Origin of the sequence: Pseudoxanthomonas mexicana (assembly GCF_046736355.1) — a bacterium.
Taxonomy (GTDB): domain Bacteria; phylum Pseudomonadota; class Gammaproteobacteria; order Xanthomonadales; family Xanthomonadaceae; genus Pseudoxanthomonas_A; species Pseudoxanthomonas_A mexicana_B.
This window is the reverse complement of the sequence record NZ_CP157201.1, coordinates 678,183-694,899: the sequence shown is the minus strand read 5'-3', so window position 1 is coordinate 694,899 and position 16,717 is coordinate 678,183. Positions and strand designations below refer to the sequence as shown.

General features: G+C 68.9%; 13 protein-coding genes and 1 tRNA gene. 5 read left to right on the top strand and 9 right to left on the bottom strand.

Annotated features, from left to right (window positions below; all coding sequences use genetic code 11):
* Window positions 1-90 precede the first annotated feature (90 nt).
* From AAG688_RS02955 to dtd, 9 genes are all read right to left on the bottom strand, one after another.
* Entirely contained in the window at window positions 91-2,634 is a 2,544-nt protein-coding gene (locus tag AAG688_RS02955; protein ID WP_411833873.1) for a TonB-dependent receptor domain-containing protein, read from the bottom strand.
* Window positions 2,635-2,772: 138 nt separating this feature from the next.
* The gene (locus AAG688_RS02950; RefSeq protein ID WP_411833872.1) at window positions 2,773-3,144 is read right to left on the bottom strand and encodes an STN domain-containing protein; all 372 of its coding nucleotides are present in this window, start codon (window positions 3,142-3,144) and stop codon (window positions 2,773-2,775) included.
* Between the two features lie 119 nt (window positions 3,145-3,263).
* Window positions 3,264-4,337 (bottom strand): FecR family protein, encoded by a 1,074-nt coding sequence (locus AAG688_RS02945; protein WP_411833871.1) that lies wholly within the window; start codon window positions 4,335-4,337, stop codon window positions 3,264-3,266.
* Window positions 4,334-4,864: an RNA polymerase sigma factor gene (locus AAG688_RS02940; protein WP_411833870.1), complete on the bottom strand. Its 531-nt coding sequence runs from the start codon at window positions 4,862-4,864 to the stop codon at window positions 4,334-4,336. The genes AAG688_RS02945 and AAG688_RS02940 overlap by 4 nt, the downstream gene beginning before the upstream one ends.
* A gap of 376 nt (window positions 4,865-5,240) precedes the next feature.
* Window positions 5,241-5,314, bottom strand: a tRNA-Ile gene (locus AAG688_RS02935).
* Between the two features lie 46 nt (window positions 5,315-5,360).
* Window positions 5,361-7,262 carry a glucans biosynthesis glucosyltransferase MdoH gene (gene mdoH, locus AAG688_RS02930; protein ID WP_411833869.1) on the bottom strand — a complete coding sequence of 634 codons (1,902 nt, stop codon included), beginning with the start codon at window positions 7,260-7,262 and terminating at the stop codon, window positions 5,361-5,363.
* The gene (locus tag AAG688_RS02925) at window positions 7,259-8,785 is read right to left on the bottom strand and encodes a glucan biosynthesis protein (protein ID WP_411833868.1); all 1,527 of its coding nucleotides are present in this window, start codon (window positions 8,783-8,785) and stop codon (window positions 7,259-7,261) included. The genes mdoH and AAG688_RS02925 overlap by 4 nt, the downstream gene beginning before the upstream one ends.
* Window positions 8,786-9,113: 328 nt before the next feature.
* Window positions 9,114-10,970: an RNA polymerase sigma factor RpoD gene (rpoD, locus tag AAG688_RS02920; RefSeq protein WP_411833867.1), complete on the bottom strand. Its 1,857-nt coding sequence runs from the start codon at window positions 10,968-10,970 to the stop codon at window positions 9,114-9,116.
* A gap of 112 nt (window positions 10,971-11,082) precedes the next feature.
* The gene (gene dtd / locus AAG688_RS02915; protein ID WP_411833866.1) at window positions 11,083-11,523 is read right to left on the bottom strand and encodes a D-aminoacyl-tRNA deacylase; all 441 of its coding nucleotides are present in this window, start codon (window positions 11,521-11,523) and stop codon (window positions 11,083-11,085) included.
* Window positions 11,524-11,713: 190 nt separating this feature from the next.
* Here dtd and AAG688_RS02910 point away from each other — a divergent pair, with 190 nt between their 5' ends.
* The 5 genes from AAG688_RS02910 to AAG688_RS02890 all read left to right on the top strand — a co-directional run bounded on the left by AAG688_RS02910 (window position 11,714) and on the right by AAG688_RS02890 (window position 16,679).
* Entirely contained in the window at window positions 11,714-12,613 is a 900-nt protein-coding gene (locus AAG688_RS02910) for a lauroyl acyltransferase (protein ID WP_411833865.1), read from the top strand.
* Window positions 12,614-12,726: 113 nt separating this feature from the next.
* Window positions 12,727-13,272: a PH domain-containing protein gene (locus tag AAG688_RS02905; protein WP_411833864.1), complete on the top strand. Its 546-nt coding sequence runs from the start codon at window positions 12,727-12,729 to the stop codon at window positions 13,270-13,272.
* A complete protein-coding gene (locus tag AAG688_RS02900) occupies window positions 13,269-14,789 on the top strand; it encodes a PH domain-containing protein (protein WP_411833863.1) in 1,521 nt (506 codons plus the stop codon). The genes AAG688_RS02905 and AAG688_RS02900 overlap by 4 nt, the downstream gene beginning before the upstream one ends.
* Before the next feature lie 76 nt (window positions 14,790-14,865).
* Complete coding sequence (locus AAG688_RS02895) at window positions 14,866-15,621, top strand: glycosyltransferase family 2 protein (RefSeq protein ID WP_411833862.1); 756 nt, start codon at window positions 14,866-14,868, stop codon at window positions 15,619-15,621.
* Complete coding sequence (locus AAG688_RS02890; RefSeq protein ID WP_411833861.1) at window positions 15,618-16,679, top strand: glycosyltransferase family 9 protein; 1,062 nt, start codon at window positions 15,618-15,620, stop codon at window positions 16,677-16,679. The genes AAG688_RS02895 and AAG688_RS02890 overlap by 4 nt, the downstream gene beginning before the upstream one ends.
* Window positions 16,680-16,717: the final 38 nt, after the last annotated feature.

Below are 16,717 nucleotides of genomic sequence, written 5' to 3'. Positions count from 1 at the left end.
ACGGGATGCCCCGGTTCTCGGATGGAGTTCTTTCGGTGCGCCAGACGCACGCACGCGCGCGGCGGGACAGGCAGTTGTTCGGGCACGGGATCACCATTGCTTGCTGACCGACAGGCTGACGAACCTGCCAATCGCCGAGTGGTTGGTCGAGTCGTAGTTGACGATGAAGTCGAACAGCGGAGCCATCAGCGGCGGCTCGCGGTCGAGCAGGTTCTGCACCGAGAGCCCCAGCCCCACGCCGGCAAGCGCGCCTTCGCCGGCGAAGGTGTAGCGCGCATTGGCATCGACGGTGGTGAACGAGGCGATCCTCGTCTCCACGGGCCGGAGGTTGTCGGTCACGCCGCCCACGTGGTTCAAGAACGAGGACAACATGAATGGCCCGCGGTTCCACGTCGCGCCCACGCGACCGCGGAACTTCGCCGGATTGAAGACCTTGCCCGCCACGTCGAACTCCTCGGCCGCGGAAGTGTTGCGCTGGCGACTATCCAGCCAGCTGCCCGAGCCGCGCAGTGTCATCCGGCCGCCGCCCAGGTCGAACCCGTACGTGCCGGACAGGTCCACCCCGCGGATGCGCTGGCGGGCGACGTTGGCATAGGTGGCGTAGACCAAGCCCATCACCTTGGACGGATCGTAGGGGGCACCCGTGGCGTTGAGCAGAGGCTGGCCGCTGCGCGCGATCAACTCCGCCTGGAGCGCCTGCGGCGGGTTGAACACGATGAACTCCGCATAGGCGGGATCGCGGAAGGTCGCCTGTATGTTGCTGACCGGCATCACGACGCGGTCGGTGTAGTCGATGTCGAACACACCCAATTCCAGCTGCAGGCCGGGAACGGATTGCGGATGGAAGAGAATCGACGCGGTCCAACTCTCCGCGCGCTCGGGCTTCAGGTCCGGGTTCCCGCCCGATATCGTCAGGGCGGTGGCATCCGGTGGGTATCCCACCGCACCCTGTATCGCCGCCGGCCGCAGGTACGTGAGCATGCTCTGGTGCTGCTGCATCAGGTTGGGCGCCTTGTATGACCTCCCCCAGGAACTCTTCAGGGTGAAACCCGCCCGCGGCTGGTAGACGACGCCGAGCTTGGGCGTGGTCACGCTACCCATGTCCCCGTAGTCCTCGTGGCGGAAGGCTGCGGTGAAGTCAAGCCGATGCGTGGCCAGTTCCTGCTCGGGCGAGACCAGGGGCATGTTGACTTCGCCGTAGGCGTAGCGGCTGCTGCGCCTGCCTGCCGTCAGACTGGTCGAGGTATAGGATCGGTTCTCGAAGTCGTTCTCGCGCCAGCCCGCGCCCACGGCGGTCCTGACGTCGCCTCCCGCCAGCGCGAACACCGGCCCCTCCGCACCAATTTCGAGCGCGCGGGTGGTGTTGCAGTAGCACCCTCCCGAGTCTCGGAGCCAAACCCCGTCGAGGGTGAAATACCGGTTCATGGACACCGTCCGGTCGCGTGCGTAACTGCCGCCGAGTGTTAGCGACCATTCGCGCGGCAGGAAGAATTCCAGCGTCGGTGCGACCGCGGTGTTCTCACTCTCTGCTTCGTACACCAAGTGCATGGGTGTCTGCACCGCCTCGGTGCTGGTATCGCGCCTCGTGCGGACGGCGTCCAGGCTGATCGTCGCCGCGTCGCCCAGATCCTTGTACGCGCTGGCGAACAGGTTGCTCTGCCTGCGGCCGGGAAGGATGGACGTCAGTTCCGGGCGTGGCATGTAGCCGAGGTAGGCGCGCTGGCTGGCCAGGATCGGATCCATGTCCGTGTATTCATAGGCGGCGATGGCGCCGCCCCCGTTCCAGGTCGTCCCCGCCGTCAGGCCGTATCGGCGTTCGATGCCGCCGCCGTCACTGGCCGCGCCGACGCGCGCATCGGCACGCACGCCGTCGAAGTCGCGCCGGGTGACAATGTTGGCCACGCCGGCGACGGCGTCCGAACCGTAGATCGCCGACGCGCCGTCGGCGACCACTTCCACGCGCTCGAGCGCCCCGATGGGGATGACCGAGATGTCGATGGCGTTGGTGAAGCCGGAATACGACAGGCGGCGGCCATTGAGCAGGGTGAGTGTCGCGTCCGCACCCAGCCCGCGTAGGTTCAATGCGGATCCGGAAGTAAGGTTCTGGTTGGCGACGCCACTCAGGCTTGCGCCGAGCGCTACGCCCGGATTCTGCCCACCCGAGAAGTTCTGCGGGATAGCGCGGATCACCTCACCCAAGTCGGCATGCCCATCCTCACGGATCTGCGCTTGACTGATGCTGATGAGCGGCGACGGCGTCGTGGCGCCGCGGATGCGGGTTCCGGTGACGATTACCGCGTCGAGCGAGCGCGTGCCCGTGTCGTTCTTTCCGGAAGGCGAAGGCGCCTCACGGATGATGGAGATGGTCCTGGCGTCGATGTTCTGCCAGGAGAGCCCAGTGCCTTCCAGCATCGCGGCCAGGCCTTCCTGAGTGGTGAAGGTTCCACTGAGTGAACGCAGCTCTACCTTGGAAACCACGTCCTGCGAGAACACCAGCGTGATGTCCGCCTGCTCGGCGAACTGGTTGAGCGCGGAGGCCGCCGATTGCGCGGGAACCTCGAACTGTTTCCTTTGCACTGCATCCTGCGCGCGGGCGCCCGTCACTGCGCCGCCCGCCGCCAGCGCGAGGGCCAAGGCGCTGCACAGCAGGTTCCGTCGAGCTTCTGTGACTGCAGAGTGGCACTTCATGGTTGCACTTTCTCCCCGGGAAAAATTCACGTACGCGGCGTTGTCACCGGCTTGTCATGAAGACGGGCCCGCGGATCATTTCCGCTATTGCCGTTCGGGCGGGCGCGGCTCGCCCGGCACGGCGGCGGCCGACGGGCCGCAGGCCGCCCGCAGGCAGATCAGGTAGGTACCGTCGCTGGACTTCCTGTAAGCCAGGCCGGTGTCGCGCAGCAGCAAGGCGATCCCTTCGTCCACCGGGTATCGGCCCTGCAACGAGCGGGTGCGAACGTTGGATACCGAGTCGTAGGAGAAGATCAGGGTGGCGTCGGCCTGGCGCGCGAACTCATTCAAGGCCAAGGCGGCCGGCTGCGCGGCGATGTCGAAGCGTACTCGCGCCGAGTCGGCCCGGGCGCACGCGCACAGCAGGAACAGCAGCAGTACGACAGCAACCCTGTATACCCCCGTGGCGTTCCCCATTGATCCGTGACGATGGCTGCGACGCGATGCGCCGGACCCTCCAGAGACGGGGCCGGAGGGGATTTCCGCCACGCGGCGCCGGACTCAGCTCTCCCAGCTTCCCTCGATCTGCTTCTGGACTATTGTCGGAGCGCGGGCGCCGTCTCGCGCGCATGTACATAGATGAGGTTGTCCGCCCCGCGCCGCGTCGCCACCGGGAAGGCGCGCGTCAGCGCAGCCACGAATCCATCCACGTCGCCGGTGCGAAACCGGCCGCCGACGCGCATGTCCTGGATGCCGGGATCGGCAATCACCAGTCTCGCGTCGGTATAGCGGTTCAGTTCCTCGATGGCCTTGGCCAAGGGTACGCCGTCGAACACGATAGCGCCCTCGCGCCACGCCAGCGCATTGGCCACTTTCGCCTCGGGAAGCGTATCCACTGGCGATGCCGCGTCGGGCTGGAAGCGCTGGCCGGCCGTCAGCTCGTTGGTCCCCGGTACCAGATCGCGGGCGGCCGGTGCCGCTTCGATGCCAACCCGGCCGCCTTCCCGAAGGATCTCCACTCGACCCTCGGTCACAATGACCTCCACGTCACCGCCGTCGCGCATTCGCACGTTGAACGCCGTTCCGACCGCCCGCACGCGCGTATCCCCCGCGATGACCACGAAGGGCCGATTCGGGTTCTTCGTGACCGTGAACAGTGCTTCGCCCTTGTGCAGGTAGACCGAACGCTCACTGCGAGTGAAGCGCGTTTCCACGATCGAATTGGTGTTGATGTCGATGGTGGATCCATCAGCGAGCCTGGCGCTGCGGTGCTGGCCGACTGCCGTAGACAGCGTCTGGGATTCGTGTCCCTGCTGGTACCAGAACAGAACACCCGTCGCTGCCAGTAGGGAAGCGGCAACCATGCCTATGCCGAACCACCGCAGGGGCCGCATGCGGCGTTTCCGTTCCGGCCACGCCTGCAGCCGGCGCTCCTCGGCCACGAACGTGGCCAGCTTCTCATCCCGCTTAGCCTCCGCCAGTTCGTCCAAGGCTTGCCAGACGCCGCCGAGTTCCTCGAAGACGCGGCGGTGACGCGGATCGCGCCGCAGCCATTGCCCGAACTCGGCGCGCACCTCCGCGGACACGTTGTCGTCGTCCAGCCGCCAGACCCAGGCTGCGGCCTCTTCCTCCAGTTCAACAAGGCTGCGGAACTTCAGCACATCGCTCATCGGCGCTCTCCTTCGTCCTTGAGTCTGCGCAAGCTCCCGCCCGCCTCCGCCGGGTCAGCGCCGTCCGGCAGGCCGTGCTTGCGTAGGTGATCCCGGCACCGCACTAAGCCCTTGACGACGTGCTTCTCGATAGTGCTTTCCGCAATGCCCAGCACCGCGCTGATCTCCGCTTGCGACAACTTGTAGACCTTCCTAAGCACAAACACGCGCCGGCAGACCGGCGGCAGGCTGTCCACCGCCGAGCAGAACGCCTCGAACCGGCGTCGTGCATCGAGTTGATCCTCGAGCTGAGGATTGCCTGAAGAGACGCCCAGTGCATCGAAATCCGCCACTGCATCCGTCGCCCGGCGGCTCCTGCGGCGCCCGATCTCCACCGCCAGGTTATGGGCGATGGTGATCAGCAGTGCCTTGGGCGACTCGACCGTCGTGTAGTCCTGAATGGCGTAGATGCGCAGGTACGTGTCCTGTATCACGTCCTCGATGTCCTCGACGGAGGACAGGTAGGTGCGCAGGTACTTCTGCAGCATCCTTCGATGGCAGAATACTTGATTGAGGAACCATTCCTGGCGGTCAGGCGGCATGAGCGGTGGAATCCCCGGACGTGGTCGTCATTTTTTCTATAACGTCCGGGGAACCAACTTGTAAAGCAAGGAGCAGCCTTACAAGCGCCTGATTCCCGAATGGAAAGCCGGGATGGCGGAAAAACGGCTCTGGCCCGTCCTCACCCGGTTGCGTTCACCCAATCACCCACCATCCGGCGCCGTGGCAGTTGCCGGTGTATCTCCGCGACAGCCACCCGGGATGCCGCCGCTCAAATGCCGGCCTGATCGTTCGGTTACAAGAAGTGCCGCAAGCTCGATAGGCTGTCCAACTCCACTGGGTCACACATCGGGAACAGTCGGCTGTTGCCCACCAGGACTCGAACCTGGAACCAAAGGATTATGAGTCCTCTGCTCTGACCATTGAGCTATAGGCCCTGCTTGCGGGGATTGTACTGGAAGCCCCTTGCGCCGCGGCCGGACGTCAGCGGCCCGGGGGACTGCGCAGTTCGGTGGCGCGGGCCAGCACGGCGGGGGGTGCGACTTCCTCCGGAATGCGGAGCAGGCCGAGCCGGCGCAGGCGCTGTCCGGCGCGTTGCGAGGCAGTCAGCAGGTTGACCGGGATCGACAGCACCATGCCGAGGATCACCGGCGACATCCACGCGGCCAGCGCCGGCGAGACCAGCCAGGCGGCCAGGCCGATCAGCGCGCCGAACACGCTCAGTCCGCCATAGCTGCGCAACAGGCTGGACAGCGGCACGCTGCCGTCGTCGCGGCGCTGGGGTTCCCAGCCCGAGTCCTTGCCCGCCAGCACCTCGGCCACGCCGCGCGATTGCACGTACATCGTCACCGGCGCCATCAGCGCGGCCAGCAACGTCTCCAGCAGCATGCCTGCGGCGATGCGCAGCGCACCGCCGCAGGCGCGGCGCGTAGCCGCGTCGGCCAGCGTGGCCAGGTAGCCCATCGCCTTGGGTGCCAGCAGCACCGACATCGTGAACCAGAACACCCACAGGAAGCGTTCGGGGTCGCCGCCGCGCCAGTAGGTGGCGGGACTGAAATCCTGCAAGCGCAGTTGATCGACCGCCAGCCCAGCCTGCTGCAACGGGATGGCCAGGCCGACCAGCATCAGCATCGCCCACATCGGCGCGGTGAAGTAGTGGCCGATGCCGATCATCAGGTGCACGCGGCTGATCCAGTGCAGCCCGCGCGCGTCCAGCACGCCGCCGTGTTGCAGGTTGCCCTGGCACCAGCGGCGGTCGCGCACCAGCATGTCGCTCAGCGAGGGCGGGCCTTCCTCGTAGCTGCCGCCCAGGCCCGGCACCATGTACAGCGCCCAGCCGCCGCGGCGCAGCAGTGCGGCCTCGACGAAGTCGTGGCTGAGCACGGTGCCCGCGAACGGCTTGCGGCCGCGCAGTTCCGGCAGGCCCGCGTGCGCGGCGAACGCGGCGGTGCGGATGATCGCGTTGTGGCCCCAGTAGTTGCTCTCGGCGCCGTGCCACCAGGCCACGCCGTGCGCGACCACCGGCCCGTACACGCGCCCGGCGAACTGCTGCATGCGCGCGAACAGCGTGCGGCCGTTGACGATCATCGGCAGCGTCTGGATCAGCGCGACGTCGCCATTGCGCTCCATCGCGCCAGCCAGCCGCACGATGGTCTCGCCGGTCATCAGGCTGTCGGCGTCGAGGATCAGCATCTGCGCATAGGCGCCGCCGAAGCGCCGCACCCAGTCGGCGATGTTGCCGGCCTTGCGCTCGGTGTTGCGCTCGCGGCGACGGTAGAACAGCCGCGCGCCCTCGCCCAGCCGCGCGCGCAGCGCAGCGAAGGCCGCTTCCTCGGCCTGCCGTTCCGGCTCGCGGTTGGTGTCGCTGAGCACGAAGAAATCGAAGCGATCCGATTGCCCCGTGGCGGCCACCGATTCGTGGATGGCCTGCAACCCGGCCAGCAGGCGCTGCGGATCCTCGTTGTAGGTTGGCATCAGCAATGCGGTGCGCGAGGCGAGCACTGGCAGCGGTCCTTCCGCCTTCACCCCCAGCCAGTCGCCGCGCCGGGCCAGCACGTGCGCGAAGCCGGCCAGCGCGCTGAAGAACGCAAGCGCGATCCAGCCGAACAACGCGATGAACAACGCCAGCAGCACGCCTTCGAGCACGTCGGTGCCCCCGCCGCGCAGCACCCACCAGATCTGGTAGGCGGCCACCAGCGTCAGCAGCGCGGTACCGCCGAAGATCCCCGCGCGCCTGAGCGCCATGCCGGCGGGCGCACCCACCGGGCGACGCGCCGCCGGCGCGTTGTCGTGCAGATCCTGCACCGGCATCGCAAGCGGCGACTCCGGCGGCAGCCATGCGTCGCGCGCGATCGTGTCCATCGCCAGCGGCTGCATCCGGTTCATGCGCTCCACCGGTACAGCCAGGTTTCCGACAGCGCGCCCTGAGCGTCCTGCACGCGCGCATGCAACTCGGCATCGCCCGTGGACGGCGGCACGAACTCGAAGCCCAGCCGCCAGCCGCCGCCCAGCGGATTGGCATGGGCCACGGCATGGGCGACCTCGCCGGCGGAAGTCCATACGTCGGCCTGCACCTGTGCATCGGCCGGCAGCCCGGCCAGCCGGCCGCCGGCCAGGTCGATCACCACCAGCCGCGCGCCCGCACGCGGCGCGGCGCCAATGCGCGTGGCGGCCACCCTGGCCAGCGCGCGCTGCCACGGGTGATCGGCGCACCAGTGCATGCGGTAGTCGAAGCGATGCTCGCGGCCGGCCGGCAGCGGCTGCGCCGGCCGCCAGAACGCAACGATATTGTCGTGGTACTCGTTGGCGGTGGGAATCTCCACCAGCGTCACCGCGCCCCTGCCCCAGCGCCCCAGCGGTTCGATCCACAGGCTCGGCCGGTCCTGGTAGCGCGCCTCCGCGTCGGCGTAGTCGGCGAAGCGGCGCTTGCGCTGCATCAGCCCGAATCCGCGCGGCTGTTCGTCCTGGAAGGCGCTGATCCGCACCTGCGCCGGATTGCACAGCGGCCGCCAGATCTGCTCGCCGCGCCCGTTGAGCATCGCCAGCCCGTCGGAGTCGTGCACGGCCGGGCGGTAGTCGTCCACGCCGACGCGATCGCCGGCATCGAACTCGAACATGCTGGTCAGCGGCGCGATGCCGGCGCGCGCCAGCGTCACCCGCGGATACAGTTGCGAGCGCACGTCGATGACCGTCTCCTCGCCGGGACGGACGACGAAGCGGAACGCGCCGGCCACGCTGGGGCTGTCCAGCAGCGCGTGCACGGTCAGGCTGTCCGCCTCGCGCGCCGGGCGCTCGATCCAGAACGAGCGGAACAGCGGGAACTCCTCGGCGCCTTCGTCGCCGCTGCCCAGCGCCAGCCCGCGTGCCGACAGCCCGTATGCCTGTCCCTTGGCCAGCGCGCGGAAGTAGCTCGCGCCGAGGAAGGCGATCAATTCGTCGAAGTAGTCGTCTCGGTTCAAGCGCGCATGCACGCGGAAGCCGGCGAATCCCAGGTCCGCGCCTGCATCCGGCGCCGGCAGGTTCTGGAAATCGAACATACGCGGCGAATACGCCAGCGGCAGCGCCCGGCCCTGCTCCACCTGCCAAAGTTCGACGCGCTGGGCGAACAGGAAGCCGCGGTGGAAGGCCTGCAACTGGAACGGCAATCCCTGCTCGCGCCAGATCGCCTGCCGCGGGTCAAAGCGGATGTCGCGGTACTGGTCGTAGCCGATGCGCAGCGATTCGGGCAGCGCCGCCTCCGGCGCGCGATAGGGCGAGGCGGCCAGCCGGCGCGCCAGGCCGGCGACGGTGCCGTCATCGAACGCCTGCGCCTGGGCTGCCTGCGCATTCCGGGCATCGGCGCGGACGGACGCGCCGGCGCCCAGCAGCGCCAGCGACAGGGCGCCCTGCAACACGGTTCTGCGTTCCAAGTTGTAGCTCCGGGGGAGGAAGTCCGGCGCATTCTAGTGAAGAGAATGTAAGCGCCGTGAATACGTCGCGCGGGCGGGACGATCTCGCATGCTGGCGTTCTTCCGATTCGATTCTTCGTCCCGTCATCCCCGCGGTTTTCAACAGACGAACGTCTGGTCAGGCGGGGAGCCCGTGTCTTTTCAAGGCCGGAAGTCGCTGGGTCCCCGCCTTCGCGGGGATGACGGCAGAGAGCATGCGAACCGGAAGTGCTCCCGCCCGGCATCCGGGCAAGAAAAAACGCGGCCTGTCGCCAGGCCGCGTTCATGACCGCTCCGCGGCGCGGAACCGTCAGTCGATGTCGAGGAAGCTGCGCAGCTGCTCGGAGCGGCTGGGATGGCGCAGCTTGCGCAGCGCCTTGGCCTCTATCTGGCGGATGCGCTCGCGGGTGACGTCGAACTGCTTGCCGACCTCTTCCAGCGTGTGGTCGGTGTTCATGTCGATGCCGAAGCGCATGCGCAGCACCTTGGCTTCCCTCGGGGTGAGGCCGGCCAGCACGTCGCGCACGGTCTCGGACAGGTTGATGTTGGTGGTGTTCTCGATCGGGGACTCGACGTTGGTGTCCTCGATGAAGTCGCCCAGGTGCGAGTCCTCGTCGTCGCCGATCGGGGTCTCCATCGAGATCGGCTCCTTGGCGATCTTCATCACCTTGCGGATCTTGTCCTCGGGCATGTCCATTTCCTTGGCCAGCTCCTCCGGCGTGGCCTCGCGGCCGAACTGCTGGAGCATCTGCCGGGAAATGCGGTTGAGCTTGTTGATCGTCTCGATCATGTGCACCGGGATGCGGATGGTGCGCGCCTGGTCGGCGATCGAGCGGGTGATCGCCTGGCGGATCCACCAAGTGGCGTAGGTCGAGAACTTGTAGCCGCGGCGGTACTCGAACTTGTCCACCGCCTTCATCAGGCCGATGTTGCCCTCCTGGATCAGGTCCAGGAACTGCAGGCCGCGGTTGGTGTACTTCTTGGCGATCGAAATCACCAGGCGCAGGTTGGCCTCGACCATCTCCTTCTTGGCCTTGCGCGCCTTGGCCTCGCCGTAGGCCATCGCGCGGCTGATTTCCTTGATGTCGGCCAGCGACAGGTGCATCGCCTGCTCGATGGCGATGGTGGCCTCCTGCTCGGCGACGATCTGGTCCTTGACCTCGCGCAGCGCCGAGGACCACTTCTGCTTGCGCTTGAGCACCTCGTCCACCCAGCCCAGGTTGGTCTGGTTGCCTTCCCAGGCGCGGATGAAGTCCTTGCGCGGCATCTTGGCCACGTTGGAGGACAGGTGCAGCACGCGGCGCTCGTGTTCCTTGATCTGCGCCACCACCTCGCGCAGCTTCTTGACCAGCGTGTCGGTCAGCGGCAACGGCAGCTTCAGGGTGACGAAGGTCTCGGCCAGGTCGGCGCGCAGCTTGACCACGGCCTTGTTGTCCGGGCCGTTCTTGGCGTAGGACTTCTTGAACTTGGCGTAGCCGTCGGCCAGCACCTGCATGCGGCGCGCGACCTCTTCCGGATCCGGGCCGACCGGGCCGGTTTCCTCGGCTACGTCGTCTTCGGCCTCGTCGGCGTCGTCTTCGGCTTCGACCACGGCATCGTCGGCCACCGCCACCACCGGCACTTCCTCCACCGGCTCCTCGACGTCGTTGAAGCCCACGACGATCTCGGCCAGGCGCTTCTTGCCGGCCTTGTGCAGTTCGTACTCTTCCAGCAGCAGCTCGATCGACCACGGGAAGTTGCCGAGCGAGGCCTGCACCTGGCCCAGGCCTTCCTCGATGCGCTTGGCGATGGCGATCTCGCCCTCGCGGGTCAGCAGCTCGACCGTGCCCATCTCGCGCATGTACATGCGCACCGGGTCGGTGGTGCGGCCACCCTCGGTGTCGAGCGAGGTCAGCGCGGCGGCGGCTTCCTCGGCGGCGGTCTCGTCGACCTCGCGGCCGCCGTCGCTGGTGCCGGCCAGCAGCAGGGTTTCGGCATCGGGCGCGACTTCATGGACGTCGATGCCCATGCCGTTGATCATGCCGATGATGTCTTCGATCTGTTCGGGGTCGACCAGATCGTCGGGCAGGTGGTCGTTGACTTCCGCGTAGGTCAGATAGCCCTGCTCAAGGCCCTTGCTGATCAGTAGCTTGATGTCGGATTGTTGGGCAGGACGTTCGTTCGCCATGGGGGGTTGCACCACCGGCTGGAGGGGAAATGAGGAACCTAGCATTATACCAGCGCGGGGCCGCCGGCAGTCGCACCGGGCTGGAAGGAGCCTCCTGAGCCGTCGGTGGCGGTCAAGGGCGCAGCAGGAAGGTCACCGGGCCGTCGTTGGCCAGGTCCACGACCATATGGGCGCCGAACCGCCCCGTTTCCACCCCCGGGGCGTGGTTTTCACGGCAGATGTCGACAAAGCGGTTGAAACCGCGTTCAGCCTCGTCCGGCGGCGCGGCGGTGGTGAAGCTGGGCCGCATGCCCGAGCGGGTATCGGCCGCCAGGGTGAACTGGCTGACCAGCAGCAGCCCGCCGCCGGTATCGGCCAGCGAGCGGTTCATCCGCCCGGCTTCGTCGGCGAACACCCGGTAGCCCAGCAGCCGCTGCGCCATCCGCTGGAACTGCGCCTCGCCGTCGCCCGGCTCGATGGCCACCAGCGCCAGCAGGCCCGGGCCGATGGCGCCGACGGTTTCGCCTTCCACGGTGACGGCGGCGCGGGTGACGCGCTGGATGAGGGTGAGCATCGGGATTCGGGATTCGGGATGACCGGACATTCGCCCGTTAAAAACGGGGATTCGGGAAAAGCTTATCGCCTTTGCTCGTCATCCCAGCGCAAGCCGGGATGACGAACCTCGCTCTCCCATCTTGATGCCGTTCCGATGAGGGACAATCCCTTCCCCAGCCCATGCGCCGTTCCCGTCTAGACTCCGCATCATGAAGCCTCCCTTCTCCGCCCGCCTGCTGTACCTGGCCGCCTGGCTGGTCGGCCGCCTGCCGTGGCGGTGGCTGTACGCGCTGGGCGATGCGGTGGCGATGCTGTGGCGCCGGCTGGACGCACGCGAGAGCCGGGTGGCGCAACGCAACCTCGAACTGGTCTACCCGGACTGGCTGCCGGGCCAGCGCGAGGAACTGCACCGCGCGGTGCTGCGCACCACCGCGCGGCAGGCGCTGGAGACGCTGCGCTTCTGGACCCGCCCGCCGGCCGAGAACCTGTCGCACCTGCGCGAACTGCATGGCGCGGCGCTGTACGACGCCGCGCTGGCCTCGGGCAAGGGCGTGATCGTGGCCGCGCCGCATTTCGGCAACTGGGAGCTGCTCAACCAGTGGCTGTCCTCGCGCGGCCCCATCGCCATCGTCTACCGGCCGCCGGAATCGGCCATCGGCGATGCGTTCCTGCAGCGCGTGCGCCACGCCGACAACATCCGCCAGGTGCGCGCCGAAGGCCCGGCGGTGCGCCAGTTGTGGAAGGTGCTGAAGGAAGGCGGCGCGGTCGGCATCCTGCCCGACCAGCAGCCCAAGGCCGGCGACGGCGAGTTCGCGCCGTTCTTCGGCAAGCCGGCGCTGACGATGACGCTGGTGTCGCGGCTGGCCGAACGCACCGGCGCTATCGTGCTGGTGGCGTGGTGCGAGCGCGTCGGCCCCGGGCCGGACTTCGCACTGCACGTGCAACCGATGCCCGAAACCATCGCAAGCGCGGACCTGGCAGTGGCCACGGCCACGCTCAACGCCGAGGTCGAGCGCATCGCCCGCCGCGATCCGGCGCAGTACCAGTGGACCTACAAACGCTATACGCTGCGGCCTGCCGACAGCGGCGAATCATCGCCGTATCGCTGATCGAATACGGGAGAGACGATGCGCACGCGCCCCACGTGGAGCAGATGCGAGGTATTGGACATGCGCGACACGGGCCATTGCGCGCGCATGCGCTGCGCCTGCCGGAGCGGCCGATGACGTCCGTCCCGCCGCCCGGGCCGACCGTGGCCTCCATTCCTCCGCCCGTGCCCCCCCTGCCATCCCAGCCCGCCGCGTCCGGCGACTGGCAGCCGCTGCCCGCGCGCGGCGCCTGGCTGGCCGCGCTGGGCGGCGCGATGCTCGCCCTTCCCTTCGGCGGCGCCTCGATTCCGCTGGCCACGCTGTGGCCGGTGGTGTCGCCGTGGATCGCGATCCCGGCAGGCGCCCTGGCCGGCGCGGCGCTCGGCGCCTGGGTGGCGGTGCGCCGGCACCGGCGCACGTTCTGGAAGCTCGACGGGCACGGCTTCGCGCTGCGGCGGGGCCACTGGTGGCGGGTCGAGACGCGGGTACCGATCTCGCGCGTGCAGCATCTGGACCTCAAGCACGGCCCGCTGGAACGGCATGCACGGCTGGCCACGCTGGTGATCCACACCGCCGGCACGCGGATGGCCACGGTCAGCGCCACCGGGCTGGACGCCGGCGACGCGCAGCGCCTGCGCGACCGGCTCGCCCACCAGCTCGATCACGACGACGCCCTGTGAGTTCGCCGGCCGGACCCGCCTCCGCCTCGCCCGCGCAGGAGCACCGGCTGCATCCGTGGTCGTGGCTGTTCGTGCTGATCCAGCAGTTGCGCCAGTTCATCGTGCCGCTGGCGGCGCTGCTGGTGTTCGGCAGCCGCGGCGATCGCTACGAAGTCATGGCCGGGCTGGCGCCACTGATCGCGGTCGCGGTGCTGGCGCTGACCTCGGTGATGCAATACCTCACCTTCCGCTACCGCATCGGCCAGGATGGACTGAGCGTACGCGAAGGCTGGCTGCACCGCTCGCAACGCGAGATTCCCTACGCGCGCATCCACAACGTGGTCGTGCACCAGAGCCTGCTGCACCGGATGTTCGGCGTGGCCGAGGTGCGACTGGAATCGGCCGGGGGGCAGAAGCCCGAGGCGCAGATGCGCGTGCTGGGGCTGGACGCGGCGCTGGCGCTGGAGGATCTGATCCGCCATCGCGGCCAGGACGCGGCGGTCGCCGGTGAAAGCGCGCCGGCCGCGCCGGGCACGCTGCTGGCGCTGCCGACCGGCGAAATCCTGCGCCTGGGGCTGGTCTCCAACCGCGGCATGATCGTGGTGGCGGCCGCCTTCGGCGCGGCCTGGCAGTTCCTGCCCGAGGATCGCATGGGCGGCTGGATGCGCCTGGCGACACGGCAGGCCTCCGGCTACGTCAGCCATCTCCAGTGGGGCTGGCTCAGCACCGCGGTCTCGGTGGCGACGCTGATCGCGCTGGCGGCGCTGCTGCTGCGCGGCCTGTCGGTATTGCTGGCGCTGCTGCAGTACCACGGCTTCCGCCTGAGCGAGGATCCGCGCCGGCTCACCGTCGAGCGCGGCCTGCTCGCGCGCCTGCGCACCAGCATCGCGCGCCGCCGCATCCAGTCCTGGACCTTGCAGGAGACGCTGCTGCACCGGTGGTTCGGGCGGCGCAGCCTGCGCATCGACACCGCCGTGGCCGAACAGCAGCAGCAGGGCGAACAGCGCGCGCTCAAGGAACTGGCGCCGATTGCCACGCCCGAGGCCTGCGACGCGCTGGTGCGCCACCTGCTGCCGCAGGCGCACTGGCCGCGCGGGGACTGGCGGCCGCTGCCGGCGTCGAGCTGGTGGCGGCTGTTCCTGCCCGGCGTGCCGTGGATGCTGCTGGCCGCCGCGGCGGTGGCGTTCTTCATCGGGCCGTGGGGATGGCTGGTGCTGCTGTGGCTGCCGTGGAGCGCGTACGGCGCCCGCCTGCACGCGCGCCACGCCGCCTACGCGGTGGACGAGCGGATGGTGGCGGTGCGCGGCGGCTGGTGGTCGCGCTGGTGGCGCTTCGCCGAAATCGACAAGCTGCAGGCGCTGCGGCTGAGCCGCTCGCCGCTGGATCGCCGGCTCGGCACCGCCTCGCTGTGGCTGGACACCGCCGGCGCGACCGGCCTGGCGCCGCCGCTGCGCATCCGCTTCCTGCCCGAGGCCGATGCGCAGGCACTGTACGACTCGCTGTCAGCCGCACTGGCAGGGCGGCGATTGAGATGGTGATCCGGCGTTCAGCCGGCGCACCGACTGGCGCCAGGGCACTGGGAGAAAATGCCGGGCCTTTCCCCCGATTTCCCCCATGCAGCAAACCCTCCCGATCTCCGGCGTGGTCATCAGCAGGAACGAAGCCGATCGCATCGGCCGCTGCCTTGCCTCGATGAAGCCGCTGTGTCGCGAGATGCTGGTGCTGGATTGCGGGTCCGATGACGGCACCGTCGCGGTGGCGCGCGCGCACGGCGCCCGCGTCGAGCACCAGGACTGGCTAGGTTTCGCCGCGCAGAAGAACGAGGCCATCGCGCGCGCGACCCAGCCGTGGCTGCTGCTGCTCGATGCCGACGAATGGCTGGCCGAAGGCGCCGGGCAGCGCATCCGCGAACTGTTCGCCAGCGGCCGCGTCGAACAGGCCGACGTCTGGCGCCTGCGCCGCGAGAACTGGTTCCTCGGCCGCAAGCTGCACGGCCACGAGTGCGCCGAGCGGCTGGTGCGCCCGGACCTGCGCTACCTGCCGATGCGGGTGCACGAAAAGCCCGACCTGCGCGGCAGGCGGGTGGCCGACTGCGATGCGGTGATCGAGCACGACACCGCGCGCTCGCTGGCAACGCACCGCGCCAAGAACGACCACTACGCGCAGCTGTGGGCCGAACAGCGCCACGAGCAGGGCCTGCGCGCCTCGGCGCTGAGTCCCTGGCTGCACGCCGCCGCCTACTGGCTCAAGCAGTACCTGCTGCGCTGCGCCTGGCGAGATGGCCGCGAGGGCTACTGGTTCCACGCCAGCCATGCGCGCGCGGTCATCACCAAATACGCACTCCTGCATCGAATGGGAAGGAAGGCATGACCGGGATCGCAAGCAATCCCCGCCCGCTGGTCGTGCGCTGCGGCGCGTTCGGCGACGTGGTGATGATCACGCCGCTGATCCGCCTGCTGCATGCGCGCTACGGGCAGCCGGTGGACGTGGTCGGTTCGGGCGGATGGACGCCGCCGCTGCTGGAACACGAGCCGGCGCTGGGGCACCTGCAGATGATCCGCAGCCGCAACACGCCCTACCTGCTGTGCCCGAGCCAGTGGGCGCTGGTGCGCTGGCTGCGCGCGCGCGGCCGCGGCCCGGTCTACCTGTGCGACACCGATGCGGCGATCGAGGGCCTGCTCGCCCGCGCCGGCCTGCCCGAGGCCGACATCGTGCGCCGCCTGCCCGCCGACGATCACGACGCCGACGGGCGGACGCGGTTGTGGCCGGATCGCTGGATGCACATGGGCATGCGCGATCCGGCGCAGGCCTACCCGACGCGCGCCGACGTCGATCCCGCCGCCCATCGCCTGCCCGTGCTCACCGTCACCGCCGCCGATCGCGCCGATCTGGCGCAGTGGCGCCAGGCCAGCGGCCTGGGCGATTGCATCGTGCTGTTCCAGCCCGGCAACAAGCGCACCCACAAGCGCGGCAGGATCGCCACCGCCTCGCATCCCAAGTACTGGCCGCCACAGGCCTGGGCCGAACTGGCCGCGGCGATCTGGCAGGCGCGGCCGCAGGCGCGCATCGTGCTGTGCGGCTCGCCGGCCGAGCGCAGCGTGCTGGAGGAAATCCGCCAGGCCGCCGGCGGCGACGCCCGCATGTTCAACGGCGCCGACGCGCTGCCGGTGCCGCGCCTGCTGGCATTGCTGGAGGTCGCGCACAGCCTGGTCTCGGTCGATACCGGCCCGGCCCACGCCGCCGCCGCGCTGGGCTGCCCGTTGGTGGTGCTGTTCGGCCCGGCCTCGCCGGCCCTGTGGCGGCCGATCGGGCCCGGGACCGTCATCGCCCTGGGCGGCGAGCATGAAGGACACGGCCGCGTCCGCGACATCCCGGTGGATTCGGTGATTTCCGCATGGCGCCAGCTGGCGGACGCGCCTGCGTCCTGACCGGCCTCGATGCCGCCGCCTTCGCATCGCATGGCGGC

What these genes read in the sequence shown, in the direction of transcription:
- AAG688_RS02950 (WP_411833872.1), bottom strand. Translation starts at nt 3,144, where the DNA reads ATGGGGAACGCCACGGGGGTATACAGGGTTGCTGTCGTACTGCTGCTG.
- AAG688_RS02945 (WP_411833871.1), bottom strand. Translation starts at nt 4,337, where the DNA reads ATGAGCGATGTGCTGAAGTTCCGCAGCCTTGTTGAACTGGAGGAAGAG.
- AAG688_RS02940 (WP_411833870.1), bottom strand. Translation starts at nt 4,864, where the DNA reads ATGCTGCAGAAGTACCTGCGCACCTACCTGTCCTCCGTCGAGGACATC.
- mdoH (WP_411833869.1), bottom strand. Translation starts at nt 7,262, where the DNA reads ATGAACCGGATGCAGCCGCTGGCGATGGACACGATCGCGCGCGACGCA.
- rpoD (WP_411833867.1), bottom strand. Translation starts at nt 10,970, where the DNA reads ATGGCGAACGAACGTCCTGCCCAACAATCCGACATCAAGCTACTGATC.
- dtd (WP_411833866.1), bottom strand. Translation starts at nt 11,523, where the DNA reads ATGCTCACCCTCATCCAGCGCGTCACCCGCGCCGCCGTCACCGTGGAA.
- AAG688_RS02910 (WP_411833865.1), top strand. Translation starts at nt 11,714, where the DNA reads ATGAAGCCTCCCTTCTCCGCCCGCCTGCTGTACCTGGCCGCCTGGCTG.
- AAG688_RS02905 (WP_411833864.1), top strand. Translation starts at nt 12,727, where the DNA reads ATGACGTCCGTCCCGCCGCCCGGGCCGACCGTGGCCTCCATTCCTCCG.
- AAG688_RS02895 (WP_411833862.1), top strand. Translation starts at nt 14,866, where the DNA reads ATGCAGCAAACCCTCCCGATCTCCGGCGTGGTCATCAGCAGGAACGAA.
- AAG688_RS02890 (WP_411833861.1), top strand. Translation starts at nt 15,618, where the DNA reads ATGACCGGGATCGCAAGCAATCCCCGCCCGCTGGTCGTGCGCTGCGGC.